General features: G+C 59.2%; 18 protein-coding genes, 1 tRNA gene and 1 pseudogene. 13 read left to right on the top strand and 7 right to left on the bottom strand.

Translation table 11 applies throughout. The features are described from left to right. Positions 1–157: 157 nt before the first annotated feature. Positions 158–802 (top strand): hypothetical protein, encoded by a 645-nt coding sequence (locus tag B5526_RS10100; protein WP_154071245.1) that lies wholly within the window; start codon positions 158–160, stop codon positions 800–802. Between the two features lie 278 nt (positions 803–1080). Beyond that, complete coding sequence (locus B5526_RS10095) at positions 1081–2055, top strand: hypothetical protein (RefSeq protein ID WP_154071244.1); 975 nt, start codon at positions 1081–1083, stop codon at positions 2053–2055. Positions 2056–2253: 198 nt separating this feature from the next. On the opposite strand, the gene B5526_RS10090 is transcribed toward B5526_RS10095, so the two are convergent. Then, complete coding sequence (locus tag B5526_RS10090; RefSeq protein WP_172842027.1) at positions 2254–3315, bottom strand: ketopantoate reductase family protein; 1062 nt, start codon at positions 3313–3315, stop codon at positions 2254–2256. A gap of 864 nt (positions 3316–4179) precedes the next feature. Between B5526_RS10090 and B5526_RS10085 the strand changes: the two genes are divergently transcribed. Beyond that, complete coding sequence (locus B5526_RS10085) at positions 4180–5739, top strand: 2-isopropylmalate synthase (RefSeq protein WP_079538063.1); 1560 nt, start codon at positions 4180–4182, stop codon at positions 5737–5739. A 450-nt stretch (positions 5740–6189) separates the two neighbouring features. Here B5526_RS10085 and B5526_RS10075 read toward each other — a convergent pair whose 3' ends face one another. Further along, positions 6190–6726: a hypothetical protein gene (locus B5526_RS10075; protein ID WP_154071243.1), complete on the bottom strand. Its 537-nt coding sequence runs from the start codon at positions 6724–6726 to the stop codon at positions 6190–6192. Between the two features lie 664 nt (positions 6727–7390). Between B5526_RS10075 and B5526_RS38945 the strand changes: the two genes are divergently transcribed. Beyond that, the gene (locus tag B5526_RS38945; RefSeq protein WP_244562254.1) at positions 7391–7735 is read left to right on the top strand and encodes a transposase; all 345 of its coding nucleotides are present in this window, start codon (positions 7391–7393) and stop codon (positions 7733–7735) included. Between the two features lie 31 nt (positions 7736–7766). Here B5526_RS38945 and B5526_RS37585 read toward each other — a convergent pair. From B5526_RS37585 to B5526_RS10055, 4 genes and pseudogenes are all read right to left on the bottom strand, one after another. Further along, positions 7767–7952, bottom strand: a pseudogene (locus B5526_RS37585) (SOS response-associated peptidase); the annotation flags it as partial. A gap of 99 nt (positions 7953–8051) precedes the next feature. Beyond that, positions 8052–9437, bottom strand: a complete 1386-nt coding sequence (locus B5526_RS38940; RefSeq protein WP_079538060.1) for a BA14K family protein — start codon at positions 9435–9437, stop codon at positions 8052–8054. A 575-nt stretch (positions 9438–10012) separates the two neighbouring features. Next, positions 10013–10831, bottom strand: coding sequence for an SIR2 family protein (locus tag B5526_RS10060; RefSeq protein ID WP_079538059.1), 819 nt, complete (start codon positions 10829–10831; stop codon positions 10013–10015). Between the two features lie 391 nt (positions 10832–11222). Further along, positions 11223–11678, bottom strand: a complete 456-nt coding sequence (locus B5526_RS10055) for a hypothetical protein (RefSeq protein ID WP_079538058.1) — start codon at positions 11676–11678, stop codon at positions 11223–11225. A gap of 1283 nt (positions 11679–12961) precedes the next feature. Here B5526_RS10055 and B5526_RS10050 point away from each other — a divergent pair. From B5526_RS10050 to B5526_RS10030, 5 genes are all read left to right on the top strand, one after another. After that, complete coding sequence (locus tag B5526_RS10050; RefSeq protein ID WP_079538057.1) at positions 12962–13963, top strand: TRAP transporter substrate-binding protein; 1002 nt, start codon at positions 12962–12964, stop codon at positions 13961–13963. Positions 13964–14053: 90 nt separating this feature from the next. Beyond that, positions 14054–14626 (top strand): TRAP transporter small permease, encoded by a 573-nt coding sequence (locus tag B5526_RS10045; protein ID WP_079538056.1) that lies wholly within the window; start codon positions 14054–14056, stop codon positions 14624–14626. Continuing rightward, complete coding sequence (locus B5526_RS10040; protein ID WP_079538055.1) at positions 14626–15909, top strand: TRAP transporter large permease; 1284 nt, start codon at positions 14626–14628, stop codon at positions 15907–15909. The genes B5526_RS10045 and B5526_RS10040 overlap by 1 nt, the downstream gene beginning before the upstream one ends. Positions 15910–16036: 127 nt before the next feature. After that, complete coding sequence (locus B5526_RS10035) at positions 16037–16573, top strand: Spy/CpxP family protein refolding chaperone (RefSeq protein WP_079538054.1); 537 nt, start codon at positions 16037–16039, stop codon at positions 16571–16573. Positions 16574–16747: 174 nt separating this feature from the next. Continuing rightward, positions 16748–16823, top strand: a tRNA-Lys gene (locus B5526_RS10030). A 536-nt stretch (positions 16824–17359) separates the two neighbouring features. Here B5526_RS10030 and B5526_RS10025 read toward each other — a convergent pair. Then, entirely contained in the window at positions 17360–17581 is a 222-nt protein-coding gene (locus B5526_RS10025) for a hypothetical protein (RefSeq protein WP_079538053.1), read from the bottom strand. Positions 17582–17670: 89 nt separating this feature from the next. On the opposite strand from B5526_RS10025, the gene B5526_RS10020 reads away from it, so the two are divergent. From B5526_RS10020 to B5526_RS10005, 4 genes are all read left to right on the top strand, one after another. Continuing rightward, the gene (locus tag B5526_RS10020) at positions 17671–18084 is read left to right on the top strand and encodes a bifunctional DNA primase/polymerase (protein WP_197688431.1); all 414 of its coding nucleotides are present in this window, start codon (positions 17671–17673) and stop codon (positions 18082–18084) included. Then, complete coding sequence (locus B5526_RS10015) at positions 18077–18415, top strand: site-specific DNA-methyltransferase (RefSeq protein WP_079538051.1); 339 nt, start codon at positions 18077–18079, stop codon at positions 18413–18415. The genes B5526_RS10020 and B5526_RS10015 overlap by 8 nt, the downstream gene beginning before the upstream one ends. A 472-nt stretch (positions 18416–18887) precedes the next feature. Continuing rightward, the gene (locus tag B5526_RS10010) at positions 18888–19382 is read left to right on the top strand and encodes a hypothetical protein (protein WP_079538050.1); all 495 of its coding nucleotides are present in this window, start codon (positions 18888–18890) and stop codon (positions 19380–19382) included. 625 nt (positions 19383–20007) lie between these two features. Further along, the gene (locus B5526_RS10005) at positions 20008–20688 is read left to right on the top strand and encodes a recombinase family protein (RefSeq protein ID WP_079538049.1); all 681 of its coding nucleotides are present in this window, start codon (positions 20008–20010) and stop codon (positions 20686–20688) included. Positions 20689–21183 lie beyond the last annotated feature (495 nt).

The following is a 21183-nucleotide window of genomic DNA, read 5'->3' as shown; positions in this document are numbered from 1 at the left end:
TGGCAAACAAGAGGCGTCCAGCGCGTCGCCGACGGTTTCCGCAGCATCCATCGCCCCGGAGGCCGTTGCGGCCACCACGGACCGCGCCAGCGGCGCCGTTGCCCTCGTTGCAGCCGTTGCACTGGCGACAGTCGCGGCATTCTTTTCAGTCAAGGGCATGGCTGAAATATTTCCCGGCGCTCCGGTTGCGGTCATGGTGCTCGCCGCCACGATGGAGGCCGGCAAACTCGTTATAGCCGGATGGCTGGCCGCGCATTGGCGCTCGGTTGGATGGAAAATGCGCTCGGTCCTGGTCGCCCTCGTTGCCGGCCTTGTACTCATCAACGCCGCCGGCGTGTTCGGTAAGTTGGTCGAGGCGCATGTCAGCGTGGCGGCCTCGGCACGTTCCAGTGTCGACGAACGCATTGAAACCCTCGACGCCCGCGTCACGGCGCAATCGGCGACCGTTGCGGACCTAGACCGTCGCGTTGCGCAAATCGATAACGCGGTGGACGAGTCGACGCGGCGCGGCCGGGTGGCTGGTGCCATGACCATGGCAACGCAACTGCGCGCGACGCGGGACGGACTCGATACAAAACGGCAGGCGGCAACGGCAACGCTGGTTGGATTACAGACGCAACGCGCGGCGCTGGTCGGCGAACGTGTACGCGTCGAAGCATCCGCCGGCCCGATCCGATATCTCGCGATGATGACCGGTACCGAGCCCGAAACCGCGGTGCGATGGCTGATACTTTTGATGGTGCTCTGCTGCGATCCCGCGGCAATCGCTTTGACCGTAGCGGCGACTAGTGCGCGACGCTAATGGGCCCAGTAACGGCAAACGTAAACTTACAACGTTTGGATTGACATTTTACATAACTGAAAGTTCAGGAGCGTTCTGCTTAGCGATCCAAGCATCGAGGACGGCAAGCGGATCTTGGAGCGTTCGCACACCGATCGTCATGCCGGTTTCCGTTGTCCGACGATGGAGCGGCTTCGTTGACTGAACGCAATACCGTTGAACCTCAAAGGGCCACATTGCGAACCAACTTATCGCAAAAGTTGAACCTATAGGGAGGGTGGGTAGCGTTGGAGTTCCGCATGACGAACCTAGTGGTGAGATTTCTATCGGCTGTGTCTGCCGGCGTTGTCGCAAGTGCGCCGATCGCAATGATCCCTCTGAGCACGGTAGGCGCAGCTGAAGAATGTCTCACCACACCGAAAGACGAAACCCCACCGGGCAAGCATTGGTATTATCGCATCGAACGCGGCACTAAACGCCATTGCTGGTACTTGCGGGAGGAAGGCGAAACCTCTTCCCAGGCGGCAACATCGACACCAGCTCGACGAGCTGCGCCTGAGGTGGCGCCCGATAGGGAGACCAAACTGGCGCGCTCGGCCGCAGACGCCCATGCCGAATTGCCATTGCCACAAACCCTCGTCGAGGCTGACCTGAAAATCTCGCCAACGACGCCGGCTACGTCGGTCGATCCGAGAGGCGCTGAGCAGAAGCTGTCGAACAATGCCTCCCCCGAAACCGCGCAGTCGCCGTTGGCCTCGCGTTGGCCAGAGCCAACGGGCGTGTTCTCCTCGGCCACCGAACGGCCGATATCACCTTCGTTCGTGGTTGCGTCGGCGGCGCCGGATGCCAACTTGGACGCGAGCACGCACACGGATCTGACGCCTAAGGTCCCTCCTGTCGCGCCGACCAAGGTGGAAACGTCCGCGATGGGAACGCCCGCCTCTCTCGGAATGTTACTTTTGGGGACGTTCGGTGCGATCGCGGTGTTGTGGCTCACGGGAAGCGCGATCTATCGAATGGCCCGGATGCGGCGACGGCCGCAACGTTATACCAGCTTGAACCCACCGGAGCGGCCGACAGAGGAGCCGACCAATCACACGGGCATTCCGCCTTGGCAGGAACCGATGATAGTCAATTCTACCCGCCGTCTCGACCCAGGTCGCGACGCAAGCGGCCAATCATTGGACCGCCAGAGGAGCGGCCTGGGCGACAATGCGCGTGAGATTGAGCAGTTGCTGGCGCGGTTCGCCAATCAGGCACAGGCCGAGCCGTGAAAGTCGCGGACTTCCGATTCGGGGCAGTCGCGACCGGGTCGAGCCAGCAGCAAGTCCGGCCATGTCGGCTGTGCCGCCGAAAGCGGAAGTAAATTCATGGCATTAGGGGCAACGCCGTAGGCCATGGCAGGTTGATGGTACGGCCGTGGAAATGATTCGCTTCAATCCGAATTTGGCTGCGTGCTAGTGAGTCCACGCCTAGTTCAGCCTTAGCTCAGTGATGTGCCGCGGATCCGGGCTCAGCTCACTCCGCTCCACGCGCTTGACGATGTCCGTCAACACCGCATTGGCGCTGCAGGAGAGGCCGACTTTTTCGCCCTCGCGCACCACGAAACCGTTGAGGAATTCGATCTCGGTGCGCCGGCCTTTTTGCATGTCCTGGCCCATGGAGGGACGCTGCTCGGAGGAGGTCCGCCGGCCGTCCTTGAAGCGTTGCTCATCGCAAACACCCATCGCCGCCTCGTCGCCCTCGCCGGCACGCGCTATCATCTCGGGTGCGAGATGCAAAATCTCCTCCAGTTGATAGCCGTGCGCTTGCCCGACGCGGATCGCTTCGCTCCCGAGCCGAGTGGAGAAGCGGCGGATCGGCTCACTTTCCAACATCGCTCCGCCGGTCAGGCCCGTGCAGGCTGAGAGACCGTTGCCCATGACGTTGGCAACCAGTTTCGACCAGCGCTCGCCCCATAGATTGCCGGTTACTTTCGCGCTGTCGGCGTAGCCGACCAGGCGGCAGATTTCCTCCGCACGTTGCGTGATGCGGCCGTGCACTTCGCCGGCGCGAAATACGGTGTGCGCCGCCCCGCCCTTGCCGGCGCCCCGATGGATGTGGCCGGGCTCCGGCAGGTTGACCGTGATGCTGCTCGCAATACATCCGAGCGTCTTGCCCCAGCCGACGATGCCGGCGATCGTCTCTTCATTCATGCAGTTCTGCAGCGACACGACATAGCCGTCCGGCGCCAGATACTGCTGGATCAGCGTGGTGGCCCAGGCCGTGTCGTAGGATTTCATGCACACGAAGGCGATGTCGACCGGCGTCTCCTTGGCTAGCTGCTGCGCGTCCGTGACGTGCAGCGCGCGCACGGGAACCGAAAATTCCGCGACGTCCCTGGCGTGGGTGACGCGCAGGCCGTGCTTCCTCATGTGCTCGACATGCTCGGGCCATGGATCGATGAACGTCACGTCCTCGCCGGCCTGCACCATATGGGCGCCGGCATACCCGCCGACGGCACCCGCTCCGACGATAGCTATCTTCCGACCCATGCGTTCCTCCCGGCATTTTTGCCAGCCGAGGTTAGCGCAGCGGCCGGGCTCATCGCAAACGGTGAACCGCATCGCATAGGCGCCAAGCGCTATTCGCTTGCGTGCGGGAATGCCGGGATGTTCCGGTGGACCTGTGGTGACTAACGCGCATGTTTACTACACTACACGCGCGGCTGCGGGTGCATCGGTGCCCGGCATTCCCCACGCCCTCTGAGGGGCGGAGATCAAAGCAAAACTCGGGCGCAATGCGCCGCGGGAATGCGAAGCTGTATCCAGCCGTCATTGCGAGGAGCACTTGCGACGAAGCAATCCAGCTTTCTGCGTCCCGGCGCCACAGCTGGATTGCTTCCGCCTTCGCTCTTCGAGCTACGGCGGACAAGTCGCGGAGCCTGTCATCGGGCGGCGCTTCGCGCCGACCCGTTGGCTCGCAATGACGATGAGGGAGCGCCGCCCTTTCCCCTCCCCTCCGGGGGAGGGTGCATCGAGCAGCTGGCAAACTAGGTCACCCATCCTGACTATCTTTTGGCATTGCGGCGCCCGCCAATTCTCGTCTAGAACGGGCCCGGAAGCTCCCTCCGGCAACGAACCGTCAATGGTTTTGGCCGAGGATCGGGCTTCCAAAGGGTCTGGCAATGCTGATTCGCAGCCAAATGTATGGAGTTCAGGGGAAATCGGCCGTTATCGCCGGTGCCCGCGCGATTCCGGCTGCGTCCCTGCCCACCCTGCTTCTCGGCGGGCTTCTGCTTCTTATCTGCCCCTGAGGGCCGTCTGGGCGATTTGCGCCTGGGCACTCAGGGGTTGCGCGAGATCACCAGAACCCTTCAGCGCTAAGACGACAGCGCACCAGATACAAGGAATTTCCAGATGACCACCGTGAACAAGTCCGACAAGGACCGCGTCGTTATATTCGACACCACCTTGCGCGACGGCGAACAATGCCCCGGCGCCACCATGAGTTTCGAGGAGAAGCTCGAAGTCGCCGAAATGCTCGACGACATGGGCGTCGATGTCATCGAAGCCGGCTTCCCGATCACCTCCGAAGGCGACTTCCAGGCCGTCAGCGAGATCGCCCGGCGTTCCAAGAATGCGGTGATCGCCGGCCTGGCGCGCGCGCATCCGAAAGACATCGACCGCTGCGCGGAAGCGGTGAAATTCGGCAAACGCGGCCGCGTCCATACCGTGATCGCGACCTCGCCATTGCACATGCGGGTAAAACTCAACATGACGCCGGAGCAGGTGCTGGAGCTCTCGATTGCCAACGTCACCCGCGCGCGCAATCATATCGACGACGTCGAATGGTCGGCGGAAGACGGCACCCGCAGCGAAATGGACTTTTTGTGCCGGATCGTCGAGGCCGTGATCAAGGCCGGCGCCACTACGGTCAATATTCCCGACACGGTCGGCTATACGGTGCCCGAGGAATACACCCATTTCATGCGCACGCTGATCGAGCGGGTGCCGAACTCGGACAAGGCGGTGTTCTCCGTGCACTGCCATAACGATCTCGGCATGGCGGTGGCCAATTCGCTGGCCGGCATTGCCGGCGGCGCGCGGCAGATCGAATGCACCGTCAACGGCATCGGCGAGCGGGCAGGCAATGCCGCGCTCGAGGAAATCGTGATGGCGATCAACGTGCGTAACGACAAGTTTCCCTGGTGGAACAAGATCGACACCACCATGCTGACGCGGGCCTCAAAACTGGTCTCGGCGGCGACTTCGTTCCCGGTGCAATACAACAAGGCGATCGTCGGCCGTAACGCTTTCGCGCATGAAAGCGGGATCCATCAGGACGGCGTGCTGAAGGATGCCTCGACCTACGAGATCATGCGCCCCGAAATGGTCGGCCTGAAGCAGTCGTCGCTGGTGCTCGGCAAGCATTCCGGGCGGCATGCGTTCGTGCACAAGCTGGAGGAGATGGGCTACAAGCTCGGCCAGAACCAGCTGGAAGACGCGTTCGTGCGGATGAAGGCGCTCGCCGACCGCAAGAAGGACATCTATGACGAGGACATCGAGGCGCTGGTCGATCAGGAAATCGCGGCCTCCCACGACCGCATCAAATTGACCTCGCTGACGGTGATCGCGGGCACCCATGGTCCGCAGCGCGCCACCATGAAGCTCGATGTCGAGGGCCAGGCCAGGATCGAGGAGGCCGAGGGCAACGGTCCGGTCGATGCGGTGTTCAACTGTATCAAGGCGCTGGTGCCGCACGAGGCCAAGCTTGAGCTCTACCAGGTCCACGCCGTCACCGAAGGCACCGACGCACAGGCCGAAGTGACGGTGCGGCTTGCCCATGAAGGCCGGTCGATGACCGCGCGCGCATCGGATGTGGATACGCTGGTGGCCTCGGCCAAAGCCTATCTCGGGGCGCTCAACAAAATCGTCATGAAGCGCCAGCGCGACGTGGTGGCGGCGGCCGCGAGCTGATTGCGCTGCTCTTTCTTCTCCCTCCCCCCTTGCGGGGGAGGGTATATACTTGATTGAATAAGACCGAAGTGTACTCTTGGCTCTCGCACAACCAGAAAGAGCTCTATGGATGGCTGACGCAACGGTTATCTGTCCAATCTGCAAATCCATCGCGAAGCCTCTCGATAAGACTAGCGACGCCGATGGATTTGATTGCTCCCGGCACGACAAGTTCAAAGTCGCCGATTCGGTCTTCGTAAACGCCCCTACGCAGAATGCCAGTCGCGAACAATGGGAAGCCGCATTAACAAGGGCAAAGACGAAGGCCAAGCTTGGCGAGTGGCCGTGCATCAGAACTCATGATTTCTGAGATTTCCGAGGAACCGGCCGCGAAGGCTTCTTGCGCGTCACCTTCGGCTTCTGCGGTCGCGGCAGGAGCGCACAAGACCGAACTACAGGCTTTTGTACAGATCAATTTTTCCCGGGAAGTTCGAACTCAATTTCTACGCATTGGATCGCTTCTTTTTTGAAGCCCGACCTTGCCAAGCCTTGAATTAGTCTCTTTAGCCTATCTTCGTAATCATAGCTGGGCGTATCGGCCTCAATGGCACGCTTAAGAATCTCGCTCACGGCACTGGGATTGCTTTTTAACACGCGAGACAAATTCTCAATGAACGCATCGAAGTTGTATTCGGTGTGGACATGCGGCGCGACAAAGAGAAGAAGGGCTTTCTCACGCGGTTCAATAACTTTCACGTAAACGGCTAACCGTGCCAAATGAGAGATCAACCTAGTTGGTATGGTTCGTTGTGCCTTTGCCCACTCAACGCATGCCTCCCAAAATTGAAATACTCTGTCTTTTTGCTCATCGCTTAGTTTATCCCCACGAACCTGCCAGAAAAAACTTATGGCGGTGTGAATGTAATCCTCGTCCTTAAAAAGCCGAGAAATCGTCGGCGAATCGAGTGGCTCGTCGCCCCAAAGGTAGGAGAGTGAAATCCACTCCACAATCCTCTCGTGCTTAATAGGCGATTGGTCATCTACATCCAAAGCCCGCAAGAATACATTTTGCCTTGCAAGCAATCCATAGGTGGGCCTCGTCGGTGTGGCATAGCGAACGAGGGTGGACGGCGGGCGTGCTGTGTCAAGGTAGACGCCTTAAACATACACGAGGCGTCGGCTCTCTTTCGGCAGAAATGGCTGTCATTGAGTCGATGGCGCGCGACGGCATCAACAACAGGGGCATCGACGACGGTGTCATAACACTCGTTATGCCTTGATTGGCACTTCCCACCAGTCAAACGATACCTCACCATGTCCGCTTCGCGCCACAAGTGGCCATTCCATAAACGCTCATTATGCGAATCGCTTCCAACAAACCTAAAGCTTCATGTCGGCGTCATTGACGACCCAGATATATTTGTCACCGGGGACTGCCTTACCGGGGAATTTCTTTCGCATCTGGTGGAGCAATCGGGCAGCACTCGGCTCCTTATTGAGAGCGAGATTTTGCACCTGGCGTGCGAACGCCTCCCAGCGCGTCATGATCTCATTGCGGTTCGCATTCTCGACTACCTCGGCGAGGTAACTCTAGCAGGCAATATAAACTTTCGTTCAACTACCAGAGAGACGGCCACTAAATGATCGAGAGTGCCTTCTTAGCGCCACGGAGGTGCTTGCTCGACCCCATCTCCGAGATTTGGGTCGCCGCACAGCTATTGTACGAAGCGGTGCGTGCCCATCTTTCTGGCGAAACACGCCGCGCTCCCCTTGGCAAAATGGATATGCTGAAAGGTTGATCGGTTCGATCCGACGGGAATGCCTTGACCACGTTATTGTATTCAGCGAGCGCCACCTCCGTCACCTCCTGCTCTGTTACATGAAATATTACAATGGGGCCCGCACGCATCTATCCCTGGAGAAAGATGCGCCGATCTCCCGCGCCGTCGAACTAGCCGGACATATTCTTTGCCGCCCAATTCTCGGCGGGCTACACCACCAATATGTCCGGATTTAATTTACGACAGGCACAGCCCGTCCTTGTCTACTTACGCCGCCAGCCGATCTTCCTTGTCGGCACCGCGCGCGACGACCTTTAACGCGTCATCTGGCAACCGCCTTTGCAGCGCCTTGGCCTCATCCCATGGCGCGCGCATCCAGACATCGTGCTCCTCATCGGTCGTGAGGATCACCGGCATTGCCTTCGGATGGATCGGCGCGACCACCGCGTTCGGCGCCGGAAGCCGTAGACGAGGTTAGGGCAGTGCATCTTGGTGCCCATAGCGGCAGAATGCGCATGGTCAGCTAGACTTGTCTCCAAAATGCCGACTGAGCTATGGGCAGGAATGGCGCTGTCCATCATACCCCTTGTAGGTTCCGGATGCTGGATCGTAGGTCCGATAGTGCTGGCAGCCGTAGCCATGGTCTGCGCTCATGGCGCGCCCGCGCGGCTCGTGCTCAACGCGCTTTGGTAATGGAACTGTTTCAAGTTTAATTGCCGGTTTGCTGTTGTCTGGCGCCACGTCCGGTTGCTTTGCGGCCTGGGCGGGCTTCACGAAGGCGTCATTGTTTGCCCAGGCGGGCAAGGAGATACGGGGCCTCTCTTCCACAGCAGCGGGTTTCTGTTCCACGGCCTGCCGCGCCTTCGCCAGTTCGGTTGCCAGCGCCTCGGCCCTGTCGTGCTCCTGCCGCAGAGACTGCCGCAGTTCCGCGGTCTCGCTCTCGGCCGCCTGCTTGAGCTGCGCCGTCTCGTCGCCCCTCTTGCTCGACAGCGCCACCTGCGTCTCCACGGCCTGCCGCGCCTTCGCCAGTTCGGTTGCCAGCGCCTCGGCCCTGTCGTGCTCCTGCTGCAGAGACTGCCGCAGTTCCGCGGTCTCGCTCTCGGCCGCCTGCTTGAGCTGCGCCGTCTCGTCGCCTCTCTTGCTCGACAGCGCCACCTGCGTCTCGACGGCCTGCCGCGCCTTCGCCAGTTCGGTTGCCAGCGCCTCGGCCCTGTCGTGCTCCTGCTGCAGAGACTGCCGCAGTTCCGCGGTCTCGCTCTCGGCCGCCTGCTTGAGCTGCGCCGTCTCGTCGCCTCTCTTGCTCGACAGCGCCACCTGCGTCTCCACGGCCTGCCGCGCCTTCGCCAGTTCGGTTGCTAGCGCGGCACTGCGAGCGCGTTCTTCTCCGAGCGCGTGCTGCACCGTGCTGGCCGCCAGCTCTTTTCCCGCGGCGGCATCTCGCGCGAGGGCGGCCATCTTTTTGCGCTCCTGGCCGAGCGATTGTGCGGCGGTCGCGGCCTCCGCTTGCAGCTTCAGATTGAGCCCATCGACGGCGCGGCGGGCCTCGGCAGGCTCCTTCGCCAAAACCTCTTGACGTGGCTCGTTCTCCGAAGATTGTCGCGCCTCCGGCGTCGGCAGGGCCTGCCTGACGAGCGCAGCTACGCCGATGAGCGCCGCCGCGACTAGGGTTGTGCCGATCAAGAAAAAGGGAAAGAAGCGATGGCGGCGCGCCCGCGATGCGGACGTCGACGCCTCGGAGAGGCTGCTCGACAGACCGTCCCCTTGCTGAAGATAATTTTCCCCTGGCATTGGATGCAACGGCCGGAACTTGATCGGCTCGCCGTTTTCACCGACCCATCCACCGGCCTCAGGCGACCAGTGAGCGACATCATAGGTCCCAAACGTCCTATCCTCGACGACGTTTTCATTCCTCGGTGCGGTCTCAATCGTATGGGGCATGTAAACCACGCCTATTCTGCCGGGTTATCGGGCCATTTCTCCTTCACTTCGCCAATACAGGAAGCGTATTCCCACCCGTGGCGGACCTCAAGTTACTTTTGGTGAGGGAATCCTAAGAACGCTTCGAGCTTTCTATCCGAGAAACGGCAACCAACAAAAAGTGCGGCTCCATTTGATGCAAACACCTCAGCCTCCGCCAACGGCTGATCAAATTTCACGAACCGCTTGATCGACCAAGATCGAGGAGTAGACTCCGCACAAGCGGTAAGGGGGATTGCGCTACGAGCGATGGCCAGTGCCCGCCTTCAACGGTCGCGACAAAGGACTGATATCGGCGGAGCTTCTTCGCAACCTCGGCCTGAGTCATGCCCGCTTTCTTGCGCTTCTCGACCAAAAAGTCCTTCAAGGCTTGATGTCGTGAAGATTGCAATGTCCGCGATATGACCGACCGCTCAAAAAGAGAGGTCGATCAAATAATCCGATTTACAGATTATCTAAAAACCAGATAATTTCGGCCTGAAATGGTGGCTTGAGACCGCTATTGAAGACCTTTTGAAAAGTCTGGATCGACAACGCTATGACTGAAGGGGCAGCAGATGGCCAAGAAAGTTTCCTACACCAAGACCGGTATCAGAAAGTACACGAACAAATCTGGTGCTGTAAGCGAGCAGCCGAAATCGTCGTTCTTCCAACCCATACCCGATAAAGAGAACGGTTTTATTCGCGAATAGATATTCTAGAAACGTAAGCGTTCGGTTTTCTTTGTTTGGGTCAAGATTGTTGCGATCGTTGGCGTACCGCTGAATGTAATGTTTGGTCGTTATGACCAAATCGTTCGGATTGCGGAGAGAGCCGTGCAAATGAAAAACGGTGTTTGGCTTATTCAGATTTGCGGGAGTGAAATCATTAACGCTGTCAAACGTGATACGTCGCGTTGGTGTTGAAGATTGTGCGACTGACTGATCGGGGCTTGATACGACGTTGCCTGTCTCCGAGAATTCTGTATCAAGCCAAGAATCATAATTTGTTGTGACGAACGTTTTTCCTAATCTTGCGAGACTTCCAAATAGCCTTCGGCCTAATGCGTTGTTATATCCGTCTTTAGGAGCTAGGAGCGCACCGAAATCTATCTTGAGCTTGTGTTCGGCCTGGAGCCCGAGGGCGACCGACAGTTTCACACGCGGCGTTAGATTTCCCACTTGCGCAAGTTGACTGTAACTAAACTTTCCGCTTTCAACGAAAAAACGCAATGCTCTGTCGGCCAATTCCGACCAATTCGGACAGCCGGCAAGTCGTGACGCGCCGGCTCCAATGAACGGAATGAGTGTTCCGCGTTGTGCTGATTCGCGCAGCACCCGTGGCATCTCTGGAATTAACGGTATTCCGTCGCTCATCTCGTACGTACCACCCCACGCGCCAAAGCTAGGTTGTGTCGAAGCCGACGTTCGCGCAAGTAAAGAAATCGACCATTGCCCTGTTGCCGTACCTCGAAGCGCTGGTAGCCGCGCTTTAGACGGTCAAAATTGGTTCATTTTGGAGCTATCACTATACCCCCCGCTTTGCCCGTCGTGCCAATGTGCCGCGGTTATCGTCGTTGATCTCGCCCCCAAATCAAATCTATATCTTTTCCCGTCCCACCCCGAGAGAGGGGCGTATCATGATCGTCACATACGCGGGGCGGGGAGCGGTGGACGCGGCAGCCCGTAGGGCGGAATAGCGAAGCGTATTCCGCCAAGGTCGGATTCGGTCGCGATTGACCCCACAACGGACATCACATGGTAACTATCACTCCACGGGTACCGACCGGCCGGTCCGTCGCTTTCCCAGCCACCAATACAGCCCAGCCGTTATCAGTCCGGCGAGCGGAAACAGCGCCGTGACCGGACCGGCAGCCCAGAGGAGGAAGAACACAAAGAAATTCTTTATCGGGAGGTCGGGACCACGGCTGCCCCAAGCAATCAATGCCAGCGATACGAATTCCACTGCGCCTAGCACCAATCCAAGCAGGCAGACCTTGAAGCCAGTCATTTGATAGTCCAAAGAGAGCAAGAACAGGCAAGGCAGGAAGAGCAATATTGTGCTGCCATAAGACACGATGCAACCCAAGACCAGCATCGTCAGGAATGCCAGCAACGGGTCTCCGTCCCCCTCCGCGAGGATACTAAACGTGGCGCTGAAAATCACCGGCACTAACAACGGCGCCAGGATCAGGCCGGTCCAACTGAATCGCATCGCCTTCATTCCGCAGAGTCTTGATAAAATCGCTAGAGTAGCCGCGCGACGCCATAACGGAGGAAGCCGAAGCAAGTAATCGAAGACGCCACTAGACTACCTGCCAAATCGCACGGGGCGCTTTTGCTTGCGCATGAGTCCATCTCAAAGACTGGGGTGACGATGGTGTGTCGAGCCGAGTTGCTTTATGGTTCAATGTTAATCCCAAAGGGACGGCGTTTGGGATCAGCTCTTCGGAGGTGTGCTCTTGAATTACGGATTGAACCTATCGTGCGTTATCGACGACGGATGGCGAGTTTGCGGCGCTACCGATGTAGCGAAGGTCAGCTACTGACACATCGCGTCGCTTTGCTACGACAAGGATTCGTCGGCTATCGGGGACAAAACGGACCAACTGATTTGACCCGACGGGCAAATCAGTGAGTAGCCCGGTGAATCGCTTGTCCAGCCCCATTTGCAAAAATATTTCTGTTTTTCCGAAATGCAAATCAGGCTACATGATTTGCCATCCCGTCCCGAGAGAGGGGCGTTGGCCATCGTCACGAACGTTGGGGCGGGGAGCGGTGGACGCGGCAGTGCCCGCGCGCAGGTGTGATCGCAGGGCGGGTTTTATCGATCCGTGAGCGATGGCAGGGCGCGCAGACGAACGGCGCTGAAGCGGACGGCGAAGTCGTGTGGTCCTGACGCCTCAGCGGTTGGCGTCAAGTCTGCGGAGGCCTGTCATCCCAACCGGGCTCTGACAGCCATATTCGCAGGCGACGGTGTCAAACAAGCCCGATCGCCGGGGAGAGCACGATATAAGCGTTAAAACCACTGCGCAGGGAATGCCGGATTGCCTCCGCTGAACCTGTATGCTCGTGTGCGTTTCTTTTGCACACTTTTGCACACGAGACCGCGGGTGCAGCGCGCACCCGGTATTCCCTGCGCCCTCTGATCAGAGGGTAAGGAACTTTTCCAGCAAACCTCGGGCGTATCGCGCCGCGAGATTGCGAAGTCGTGTCTTGGGTTGGCGTGGTTGTTTGCAAACTGAAACTCACTGTCATTCCGGGGCGCCGCGTCGCGGCGAGCCCGGAATCCATAACCACGATCGGGAGTATGGATTCCGGGCTCGCGCGTCGCGCGCCCCGGAATGACAAGGGATGGGTTTATTTTGCATTGCAGCAAATCCTTACAAAAAAGCCCCTGCTAAAGGGGCAATGGTATTTCGCACCGCTTCTCTGTATTGGTGCCGCTGGCATACAAAATTAGGAGCCGCGCTGCGCGCGCTTTGTAAGGTTCAGGCGGGAGGAAACATGCGTAATTTGGTGATGGTTGCGGCGTCGGTCGCGGCATTGGCGCTGGTGGGGCCGGCGTCGGCGCAGTCGCCGATCGTCATAAAATTCAGCCACGTCGTGGCGTCGAACACGCCGAAGGGCGCTGCCGCCGAAAAGTTCAAGGAACTCGCGGAGAAATATACCGACGGCAAGGTCAAGGTCGAAATCTACCCGAATTCGACACTCTACAAGGACAAGGAAGAGCTGGAAGCGCTGCAGCTCGGCGCGGTGCAGATGCTGGCACCGTCGAACTCCAAGTTCGGCCCGATCGGCGTCCGCGAGTTCGAAGTGTTCGATCTTCCCTACATCCTGCCCGACCTTGCCGCCTTGCGCAAAGTCACCGACGGGCCGCTCGGCGCCAAACTGCTTAAATTGCTCGAGCCCAAGGGCATGACCGGTCTCGCCTATTGGGACAACGGTTTCAAGCAAATGAGCGCCAACAGGAAGCTGGTGACGCCCGCGGACTACAAAGGCCTGAAATTCCGCATCCAGTCCTCGAAGGTGATCGAGGCGCAATTCCGTTCGCTGGGCGCGATCCCGCAGGTGATGGCGTTTGGCGAAGTCTACCAGGCGCTGCAGACCGGCGTGGTCGACGGCCAGGAAAACACCTGGTCGAACATCTACACCCAGAAAATGCATGAGGTGCAGAAATACGCCACCGTGACCAATCACGGCTACATCGGCTATGTCGTGGTGACGAACAAGAAATTCTGGGACGGCCTGCCGGCCGATATTCGCACCCAGCTCGAAAAGGCGATGAAGGAAGCCACCGCCTTCGGCAATGGGCAGTCGGCCAAGGAAAACGACGACGCGCTTGAGGCGATCAAGAAGGCCGGCAAGACCGAGATCGTCACCCTGACGACGGAGCAGGATGCCGCCATGCGCAAGGCGATGGAGCCGGTCTACAAGGACGTCGCCGCCAGGGTGGGCCAGCCCTTGATCGACGAGTTCATCAAGGAAACCGGCGGAGCCAGCCACTAGAGGGAAATACGAGCGAGCTTTCCGCGGCACAGTGCGGGAGCCCGCTTTTGATTTGGACGGCGCCGGTCACGCGGGCGCGCGAGAGGAAAGATGTTGCTTCGTATCCTTGATCGGCTCGAGGAAATCCTGATCAGCACGCTGATGGCAGCGGCGACGATCCTGATTTTCATCTCCGTCGTGCACCGGTTCGGCACCGGGGTGCCGTTTCTCTATCCCTATCTGATCGGCATTCACATCTCCTGGTCGCAGGAATTGTGCATCTACATGTTCATCTGGATGGCGAAGTTCGGCGCCGCCTATGGCGTGCGGACCGGCATCCATGTCGGCGTCGACGTCCTGATCAACCGGCTCAATCCGCGCTGGCAGAAGGGCGTCATCCTGTTCGGCCTGCTGGGTGGCGCGTTGTTCACCCTCATCGTCGGCACCATGGGCGCGAAATTCGTCTTCGAATTGATGAGCACCGATCAGGTCTCGCCCGATCTCGAATTGCCGAGCTGGCTGGTCTATGCCTGCATCCCGCTCGGCTCCTATCTGATGTGCTTCCGCTTCCTGCAGGTGTCATGGACCTATTTTTGGACCGGCGATCTGCCGCACCATGATGTCACCCATGTCGACGGTGTCGAAGTCAGTGCCAAAGCGCCGGTCGCGCTCGGAGAAGCCTGATGAGTGCGGCGCTGATCTTCGGATTGCTGTTTGCCCTGATGCTGACGGGCATGCCGATCTCGATTTCGCTCGGCCTGACCGTTCTGACGTTCCTGTTCACGATGACGGAAGTGCCGATCGAAAGCGTCGGCCTGAAACTGTTTTCCGGTCTGGACAATTTCGGCATCATGGCCATCCCGTTTTTTATCCTTGCCGGCACCTTCTTAACCCGCGGCGGCGTCGCGCGCCGCATGATCGCCTTCACCACCTCGGTGGTCGGGCATTTGCCGGGCGGGCTTGGGCTTGCCGGAGTGGCGGCCTGCGCGATGTTCGCCGCGATTTCCGGATCGAGCGTCGCGACCGTCGTCGCAATCGGCTCGATCATGATGCCGGCGATGGTGGAACACGGCTATCCGCGGCGTTTCGGCGTCGGCGTGATCTCGACCTCCGGCGCGCTCGGCATATTGGTGCCGCCGTCGATCATTCTGGTGCTGTATGGCGTCTCCACCAACACCTCGATCGGGGCGCTGTTCATGGCCGGCATCGTGCCGGGGATCATGCTGGCGCTGATGCTGGCGGCGGTGACCTGGTACATCGCCTGGCGCAGGGGCTATCCGCGCTTGCCCAGGGCAACCATTGCCCAGCAATGGACTGCGTTCCGCGAAAGCGTCTGGGGGCTGTTGCTGATCGTCATCGTGCTCGGCGGCATCTATGGCGGGATCTTCACGCCGACCGAAGCCGCCGCGGTCGCCGCGGTCTATGCCTTCTTCATCACCGTGTTCGTCTACAAGGAACTGAAGCTTCGCGAAGTCTCAAAGGTGCTGCTGCAGGCGGCGAGCATGAGTTCGATGCTGCTCTACATCATCACCAACGCGGTGCTGTTCTCGTTTCTGATGACGCATGAGCAGATCCCGCAGGAGATGGCGGCCTGGATCATCGACAAGAATTTTGGCGTCTGGACATTCCTGCTGGTGGTCAACGTCATACTTCTGGCGGCCGGCAATGTGATGGACCCGTCGTCGATCCTTCTGATCATGGCGCCGATCCTGTTTCCGCTAGCGACCAAGATCGGCGTTCATCCGGTGCATCTGGGCGTCCTGATGATCGTCAATACCGAAGTCGGACTGTGCCATCCGCCGGTGGGCCTCAATCTCTATATCGCCAGCGGCATCGCAAAAATGGGCATCAGCGAAATCACGGTGTCGGTGCTGCCCTGGCTGTGCGCGATGCTGGTGTTCCTCGCCCTGATCACCTACATCCCCGAAATTTCGCTGTGGCTGCCGCGGCTGCTCGGCATGATTTGAGATAGTTTGACTAGCCCGTTACCGCGGCGAATTACATCTCCGTCAGCGAGGGCACTGTTGCCAAACTGTAAGTTGATTGCGACAGCGAGCGCGCCCATCCTTGGGTAACCTTTCAAAGGAGGTTCACATGAAGAGGTTTGCACTTGCCGGCGTCACGGCACTCGCCATCGCCGGTTCGACCGCGGTCTATGCCCAGCACCGTCCGTGGTTCAATGAGCACATGGAGCACTCGCGGATGAATCCCGCAGACCGCGCCGCCTTTGCTGACGCGCGGATCGCTGCGGTGCACGCCGGTCTGAAGCTCAACGCGGACCAGGAAAAGCTGTGGCCGCCGGTCGAGACCGCGGTGCGGGATTTTGCCAAACTGCGGATCGACCGCGCCAATGCGCGGATGAATGAACCGCAGGATGCGCAATCCGAGGATCCGGTCGCCCGCCTGCGCGAACGTGCCGACAACATGGCGGCTTCGGCTACGGCTCTGAAGAAGATCGCGGATGCGGCTGACCCGCTCTACAAAACCCTTGACGAGGGCCAGAAGCGTCGTCTCGCCATCCTGACCCATATGGGCCGTTTTGGCGGCGAGGGCTGGCGGCACCATCGGTTCGAGCGGGGCATGGATCGGGATCACGACGACGGCGACCGGGGTGGCGCGGAGCGGCTCTGACCGCGCCCCGTCCCCAATTGCCGTGAACACCGGAAAGGCCGTTGGATTCCGGCGGCTTTTTCGGGTTTTCCGGCCCCTGCCGAGGGCCGGGAAAACCCCGCCGGTTTGCTGGACATCGCGGGGTCGCTTTGCTAAACGACGCCCTCTTGCGAAGGCTTCCCGGCCTTAAGTTCCGGGCGCATAGCTCAGTTGGTAGAGCAGATGACTCTTAATCATCGGGTCCCAGGTTCGAGCCCTGGTGCGCCCACCAATCCTTTCAAGAACTTAGCCGGTTTCACCGTTTGAGAAGCGCGGGCTAAAACGGTTTTTCAAACGGTTTTCGCTAGCCTTTGGCTCTCCAAAACGTGAAGAACGGCGTCGCGCTATTAGCGGGGGCACTCTGATCCGTCGGATCGTTCGAGATGTCGCACCCGCAATGGAGAGACTCCGCAGCCGAGTGCAGTCCCTCAACAGCAGTGTGCCGACGAGCTGTGTTCTTCGTCCTATGATGGATTGGATGGAGAGTTCATAAAGATCAAATAGTTAGACAAGAGTCGTGTGCAAATCCTGTGCATGCATGTTCTACTATTCTTTCGCTTTCGTTCTCACGCAATTGCAGCCGGTGGCCGCCAAATGCCGTCGATCCTACATAGCTTGGTTTGACAGGGCGTTGCGCGTCGTTGAGTAGGGCGTAGCAACCTCACAGCGTTGAATTGAATGACATGGAGACAGCGACAAATAAGATAACCGCCGAAAGGTCTCGTTGATCGTGAAGCCCCTGCCGGAATTTTTAGGCTTTGGTGTTTCTTACGAGTGCGCCGACCGCGGCATGCCTCCGAACACGGCGCCGAGAAACGCGATCAGCGACGCGACGGCAAGGAACGTCAGCCCCGCGAACGCCATGGGTTCAATTCCGGGAACGACTGTGATGTTGCCTTCGCACACGAGATCCTTGCCGTCGCGGAAGATGGTGCAGATCCGGGCGGGGTCGTTCCACTCCCCAAGCGAAGGAGCGCTATGGCGCAACATCAAACACTTAGCGCGAGATTTGGGAGAACTTACTCCCATTGATCTCCAAAGGGTTTTGAAGGCGCTCCCCAAACTTTCTGAGGTGCGGAATGCTCGCATTTCCTAACCCAGAAATGCGAAGCCCCGCCACTCGGCAAAGTGACAGGGCAAATTCGCAAAGCAGTATCAGCAGCGAAAAGTCTAACGTCCCCGCTATCGATTTTCAAGCCGCGAAGAGTCTTGGCGAGTACGCCCTAGATTACGCGCGCCGCGGTTGGCACGTGTTTCCATGCAAGCCCAGCAACAAGGCGCCATATATCGCGGGCGGCCTCAACCGCGCGACCACGGATCCGGATGTCATTGCCGAATGGTGGGGACAATGGCCACACGCCATGATTGGCGTCCGCATGGGCGAGGAATCAGGCCCCAAGTTTGGACGGCTGTACGGCGCAATGTCCACCAATCATTGGGGCAGGGGCTGGCGCGCCTGCCGTGGCGAGATGACAACCGTCGGTAATGCCTAATTATCGAAACCCAGCTTCGACCGGACGTGCTGTACCCAGGCCCAGATTTATCTCGCGTAAAGCATATCCTACTCAAAAGCCAGTTGTCTTGCTCGATCGCATCATCCAGGCTTCGTCGAATCCCGGCGACGTAATTCTGGATCCTTTCTGCGGTTGCGGAACCAGCCTCGAGAGCGCTCAAAAGAACGGTCGGCATTGGATCGGCATCGACGTCGCTCACTATGCGATGACGTTGATCGAGGGGCGCCTAAAAGCCAAGTATCTGCTCGGTGGCTCCCGCCGCAATCAACGAAACACGGTCGACCGTCGCGAGAATAGCGATGCGTTTTGATCCTGCCTTTCCGCACCGCCGGCGAGATCAATTGATCTGCCGCCCGATAAACGACAGTGCGCGCGCTCGGTCGCATCATCCCGAGCCAGAAAGCCGGTTCTGACTTAAAGGACACCGGCAACATTGCGGGCTCTCATCCTGGCGGAACGGACGACGAAGCCGCATGTCAGGTTCTCCGGCCCCGCTCGCAGCATCACGATCGGCGAGCGATAAACCGAGGCAACTCATATCCCCCGTTCAGATGGGTCCAAATCCCATCTGGAGGACCGACTGATCGCCGTAAGCGATGCCCGGATAAAGCGATTGGAAGTCGTGGTCCAAGACCGTGTTCTCTTTCCGAGTTCGGGAGGGGAGGACAGACGGAGGCGGAGGTATGTCCCGCTAGGAGTACGGCCAGGCGACGTCGGAGCCGTTGACTTATTGCAGGTCGCTGTCAGTTTTTGATTTCGGGCGGAGCGAGGGGGGATCTCGGATGAAAGTGAACTGGAGCCGAGGATTCTTTCGGGCTTGGCTGGCCCTTTCCCTGGCATGGGTCGGCTCAATTGGATGGTACGAGTACGTTAACAAGCCGTGGAATGTGAATTGGGCGCCCGCGTCGATCCGTACAGAAGGTGAATGCTGGACCCGGCTCGCCAAATGGCCTGACGGTCAGCCTTTCGACCGGTGGGACCTCGGCGAAGAGGTGGACAATTCCAGCAATGTCGAAATCAACAAGAAAAAAGGGGCTTGGCAGGCCAGCTCTATACCCGAAAGAAACCGATGGGTGGCGGCGACTACGCAAAAACTCATCGCCTGTGAAGCGGCTGCGCCAATCATGCAAAGGTTGGCACGCCAAGTGACTAGAATCTGGGACAGCGAAAAGGACGATGCGGCACTCCTCTCATTACCGCCTCTCGGATTGCTGATCATGGGCTGGATCATTGGTTGGATCGGAAGGGGTTTCCATGAGCGCGCGAAACTGCCGTAATTCATGGCTGGGCGCACAGACGCCGGCCCGAAAAAAATTCTGAGCAAAAAGTGGCTCTTGGCAGCGCTGGTCACTCATGATCGGATCGGCACTGCCGTTCCTTGGCTAGGGCGGCCTCTTGCGGCCGCACTCACGGTAGGCTCCTGCCAAACGGTCTAGCGGCTCAAAATGGCGACGGCGATCGCGAGGAACGGCGCCTCGATCATGATCGTGCCGAACGCCAAGAGCAGGATTTCGTGCTTTGTCTGCCTATCCATAAAGCGGCCAACGCTTAGAGCCGTGGATCGTTCCGGGCTCACTGGCGGGGGTGCGTCGGATGAATCCTAGTGGGCCCATAGGGCTACGAGGGCACAGGCGAAGCCCACCAGCAGGATGCCCGACGCTGTTACTTCGACTAGGTCAATTGACCAGGGGTGGCCGCCTCCGCCAGTCAAATCGAAATGTCTAAAGCAGTTTTCGTCGCGATATGTCTGAAGGCGCATGGCAGCAGCGCTCCTGGTGCAAGTTTGGGGGGAGTCATTCAATCGGCTACTGCCACGACAGTTCCTCAGAGAATCGCCTTGCGCTCATTGTTGCTTCTGTTACATTTCCTCCGAGAATTGATACAGCACTGAGGGATAAACCCATGTCTCGCAAAGAGTTGACAAAGGCTATTGCCTACTTCCGCACCTCCTCAGAGACCAATGTTGGGGCCGACAAGGACACCCTGCAGCGCCAGCACCAGGCCGTCGCCAAATATGCCCAGAGTGCCGGCTATGAGCTGATCGCCGAATACAGCGACGACGGCATCAAGGGCGCCGACCCCGTCGACCAACGGCCAGGCTTCGCCGACATGATGAAACATATCGCCGGCAACGGCGTGCGCACCATCATCGTTGAGACCGCGAGCCGATTTGCACGTGACCTGATCGTGCAGGAGACAGGCTGGCGATACCTGAAGGATGCCGGCATCACGCTGATCGCGGCGGACAGCCCCGACGCTTTCCTCGATGACACGCCAACGGCCGTGATGATCCGCCAGATCCTTGGCTCAGTCAGCCAATTCGAGAAGGCCATGCTGGTGGCCAAGCTGAAGGGCGCGCGCGATCGAAAGAAGGCTGCTACTGGCAAGTGCGGCGGCCGCAAGAACTATGAGGAGCGGAATCCTGAGATGGTTGCCCTGGCGAAGAAGCTGGCGCGTTACACCGTTAACGGACGCAAGCGGTCCCTACGCGACGTTGCGGCTGAGCTAGAGGCTGCGGGCCACACCACGGCCGACGGCAAGCGTTATGCCGCGACGGCAGTGTCGCGCATGATCTCTGCGTAGGGCGCCGGCCAAGCGCTACAGGCGGCCGGCGCAACGAGCCTCCGGGCCATCGCAGCGTGCCTCAACTTAGCCTTCGGTGGCCGGCTTCGCGCTGCGAGTCGCCGAAACGGCTACTACCCCGATCAACCGCGCAGTCAGGACGGCTGGCATCGCAATTCGCTTCTGGGACATCATGGCTCTCAGCCGAGACCAGCAGAAGCTGTTTCCGCATTTCGGCGAGCCGGGCACGGCAGTATTCGCGGTAGAGGAAGTCGAATAAGGCGGGCATGATCGAACCCCGTTCTGATCATCACCATCAATTCCCACGTCCCACGCTATCATTTCTCTCGGGGTGCAAGACGTGATCTAGCTCACAGCCCGGCTTTTGTTTGATCAACCGCACAGCTCATTCCGACGTAGCTTATTTATGCCGGCCACCGTCGAGATCGCCTGCAACTGTGAACACGGCATCCATTCCGGCAGACAGCTCGGTAGAAGGAGATCGCTGCGTGGCGA

It is taken from the genome of Bradyrhizobium lablabi (assembly GCF_900141755.1).
In the GTDB taxonomy this organism is placed as follows: Bacteria; Pseudomonadota; Alphaproteobacteria; order Rhizobiales; family Xanthobacteraceae; genus Bradyrhizobium; species Bradyrhizobium lablabi_A.
Note: the sequence above shows the minus strand (reverse complement) of the source record. Positions and strands in the feature narration are given on the sequence as shown.

Bases quoted from the DNA above. Each gene is read 5' to 3' on its own strand.
- B5526_RS10100 (WP_154071245.1), top strand. From the start codon at position 158: ATGGCTGAAATATTTCCCGGCGCTCCGGTTGCGGTCATGGTGCTCGCC.
- B5526_RS10095 (WP_154071244.1), top strand. From the start codon at position 1,081: ATGACGAACCTAGTGGTGAGATTTCTATCGGCTGTGTCTGCCGGCGTT.
- B5526_RS10090 (WP_172842027.1), bottom strand. From the start codon at position 3,315: ATGGGTCGGAAGATAGCTATCGTCGGAGCGGGTGCCGTCGGCGGGTAT.
- B5526_RS10085 (WP_079538063.1), top strand. From the start codon at position 4,180: ATGACCACCGTGAACAAGTCCGACAAGGACCGCGTCGTTATATTCGAC.
- B5526_RS38940 (WP_079538060.1), bottom strand. From the start codon at position 9,437: ATGCCCCATACGATTGAGACCGCACCGAGGAATGAAAACGTCGTCGAG.
- B5526_RS10060 (WP_079538059.1), bottom strand. From the start codon at position 10,831: ATGAGCGACGGAATACCGTTAATTCCAGAGATGCCACGGGTGCTGCGC.
- B5526_RS10055 (WP_079538058.1), bottom strand. From the start codon at position 11,678: ATGAAGGCGATGCGATTCAGTTGGACCGGCCTGATCCTGGCGCCGTTG.
- B5526_RS10050 (WP_079538057.1), top strand. From the start codon at position 12,962: ATGCGTAATTTGGTGATGGTTGCGGCGTCGGTCGCGGCATTGGCGCTG.
- B5526_RS10045 (WP_079538056.1), top strand. From the start codon at position 14,054: ATGTTGCTTCGTATCCTTGATCGGCTCGAGGAAATCCTGATCAGCACG.
- B5526_RS10040 (WP_079538055.1), top strand. From the start codon at position 14,626: ATGAGTGCGGCGCTGATCTTCGGATTGCTGTTTGCCCTGATGCTGACG.
- B5526_RS10035 (WP_079538054.1), top strand. From the start codon at position 16,037: ATGAAGAGGTTTGCACTTGCCGGCGTCACGGCACTCGCCATCGCCGGT.
- B5526_RS10025 (WP_079538053.1), bottom strand. From the start codon at position 17,581: ATGTTGCGCCATAGCGCTCCTTCGCTTGGGGAGTGGAACGACCCCGCC.
- B5526_RS10020 (WP_197688431.1), top strand. From the start codon at position 17,671: ATGCTCGCATTTCCTAACCCAGAAATGCGAAGCCCCGCCACTCGGCAA.
- B5526_RS10015 (WP_079538051.1), top strand. From the start codon at position 18,077: ATGCCTAATTATCGAAACCCAGCTTCGACCGGACGTGCTGTACCCAGG.
- B5526_RS10010 (WP_079538050.1), top strand. From the start codon at position 18,888: ATGAAAGTGAACTGGAGCCGAGGATTCTTTCGGGCTTGGCTGGCCCTT.
- B5526_RS10005 (WP_079538049.1), top strand. From the start codon at position 20,008: ATGTCTCGCAAAGAGTTGACAAAGGCTATTGCCTACTTCCGCACCTCC.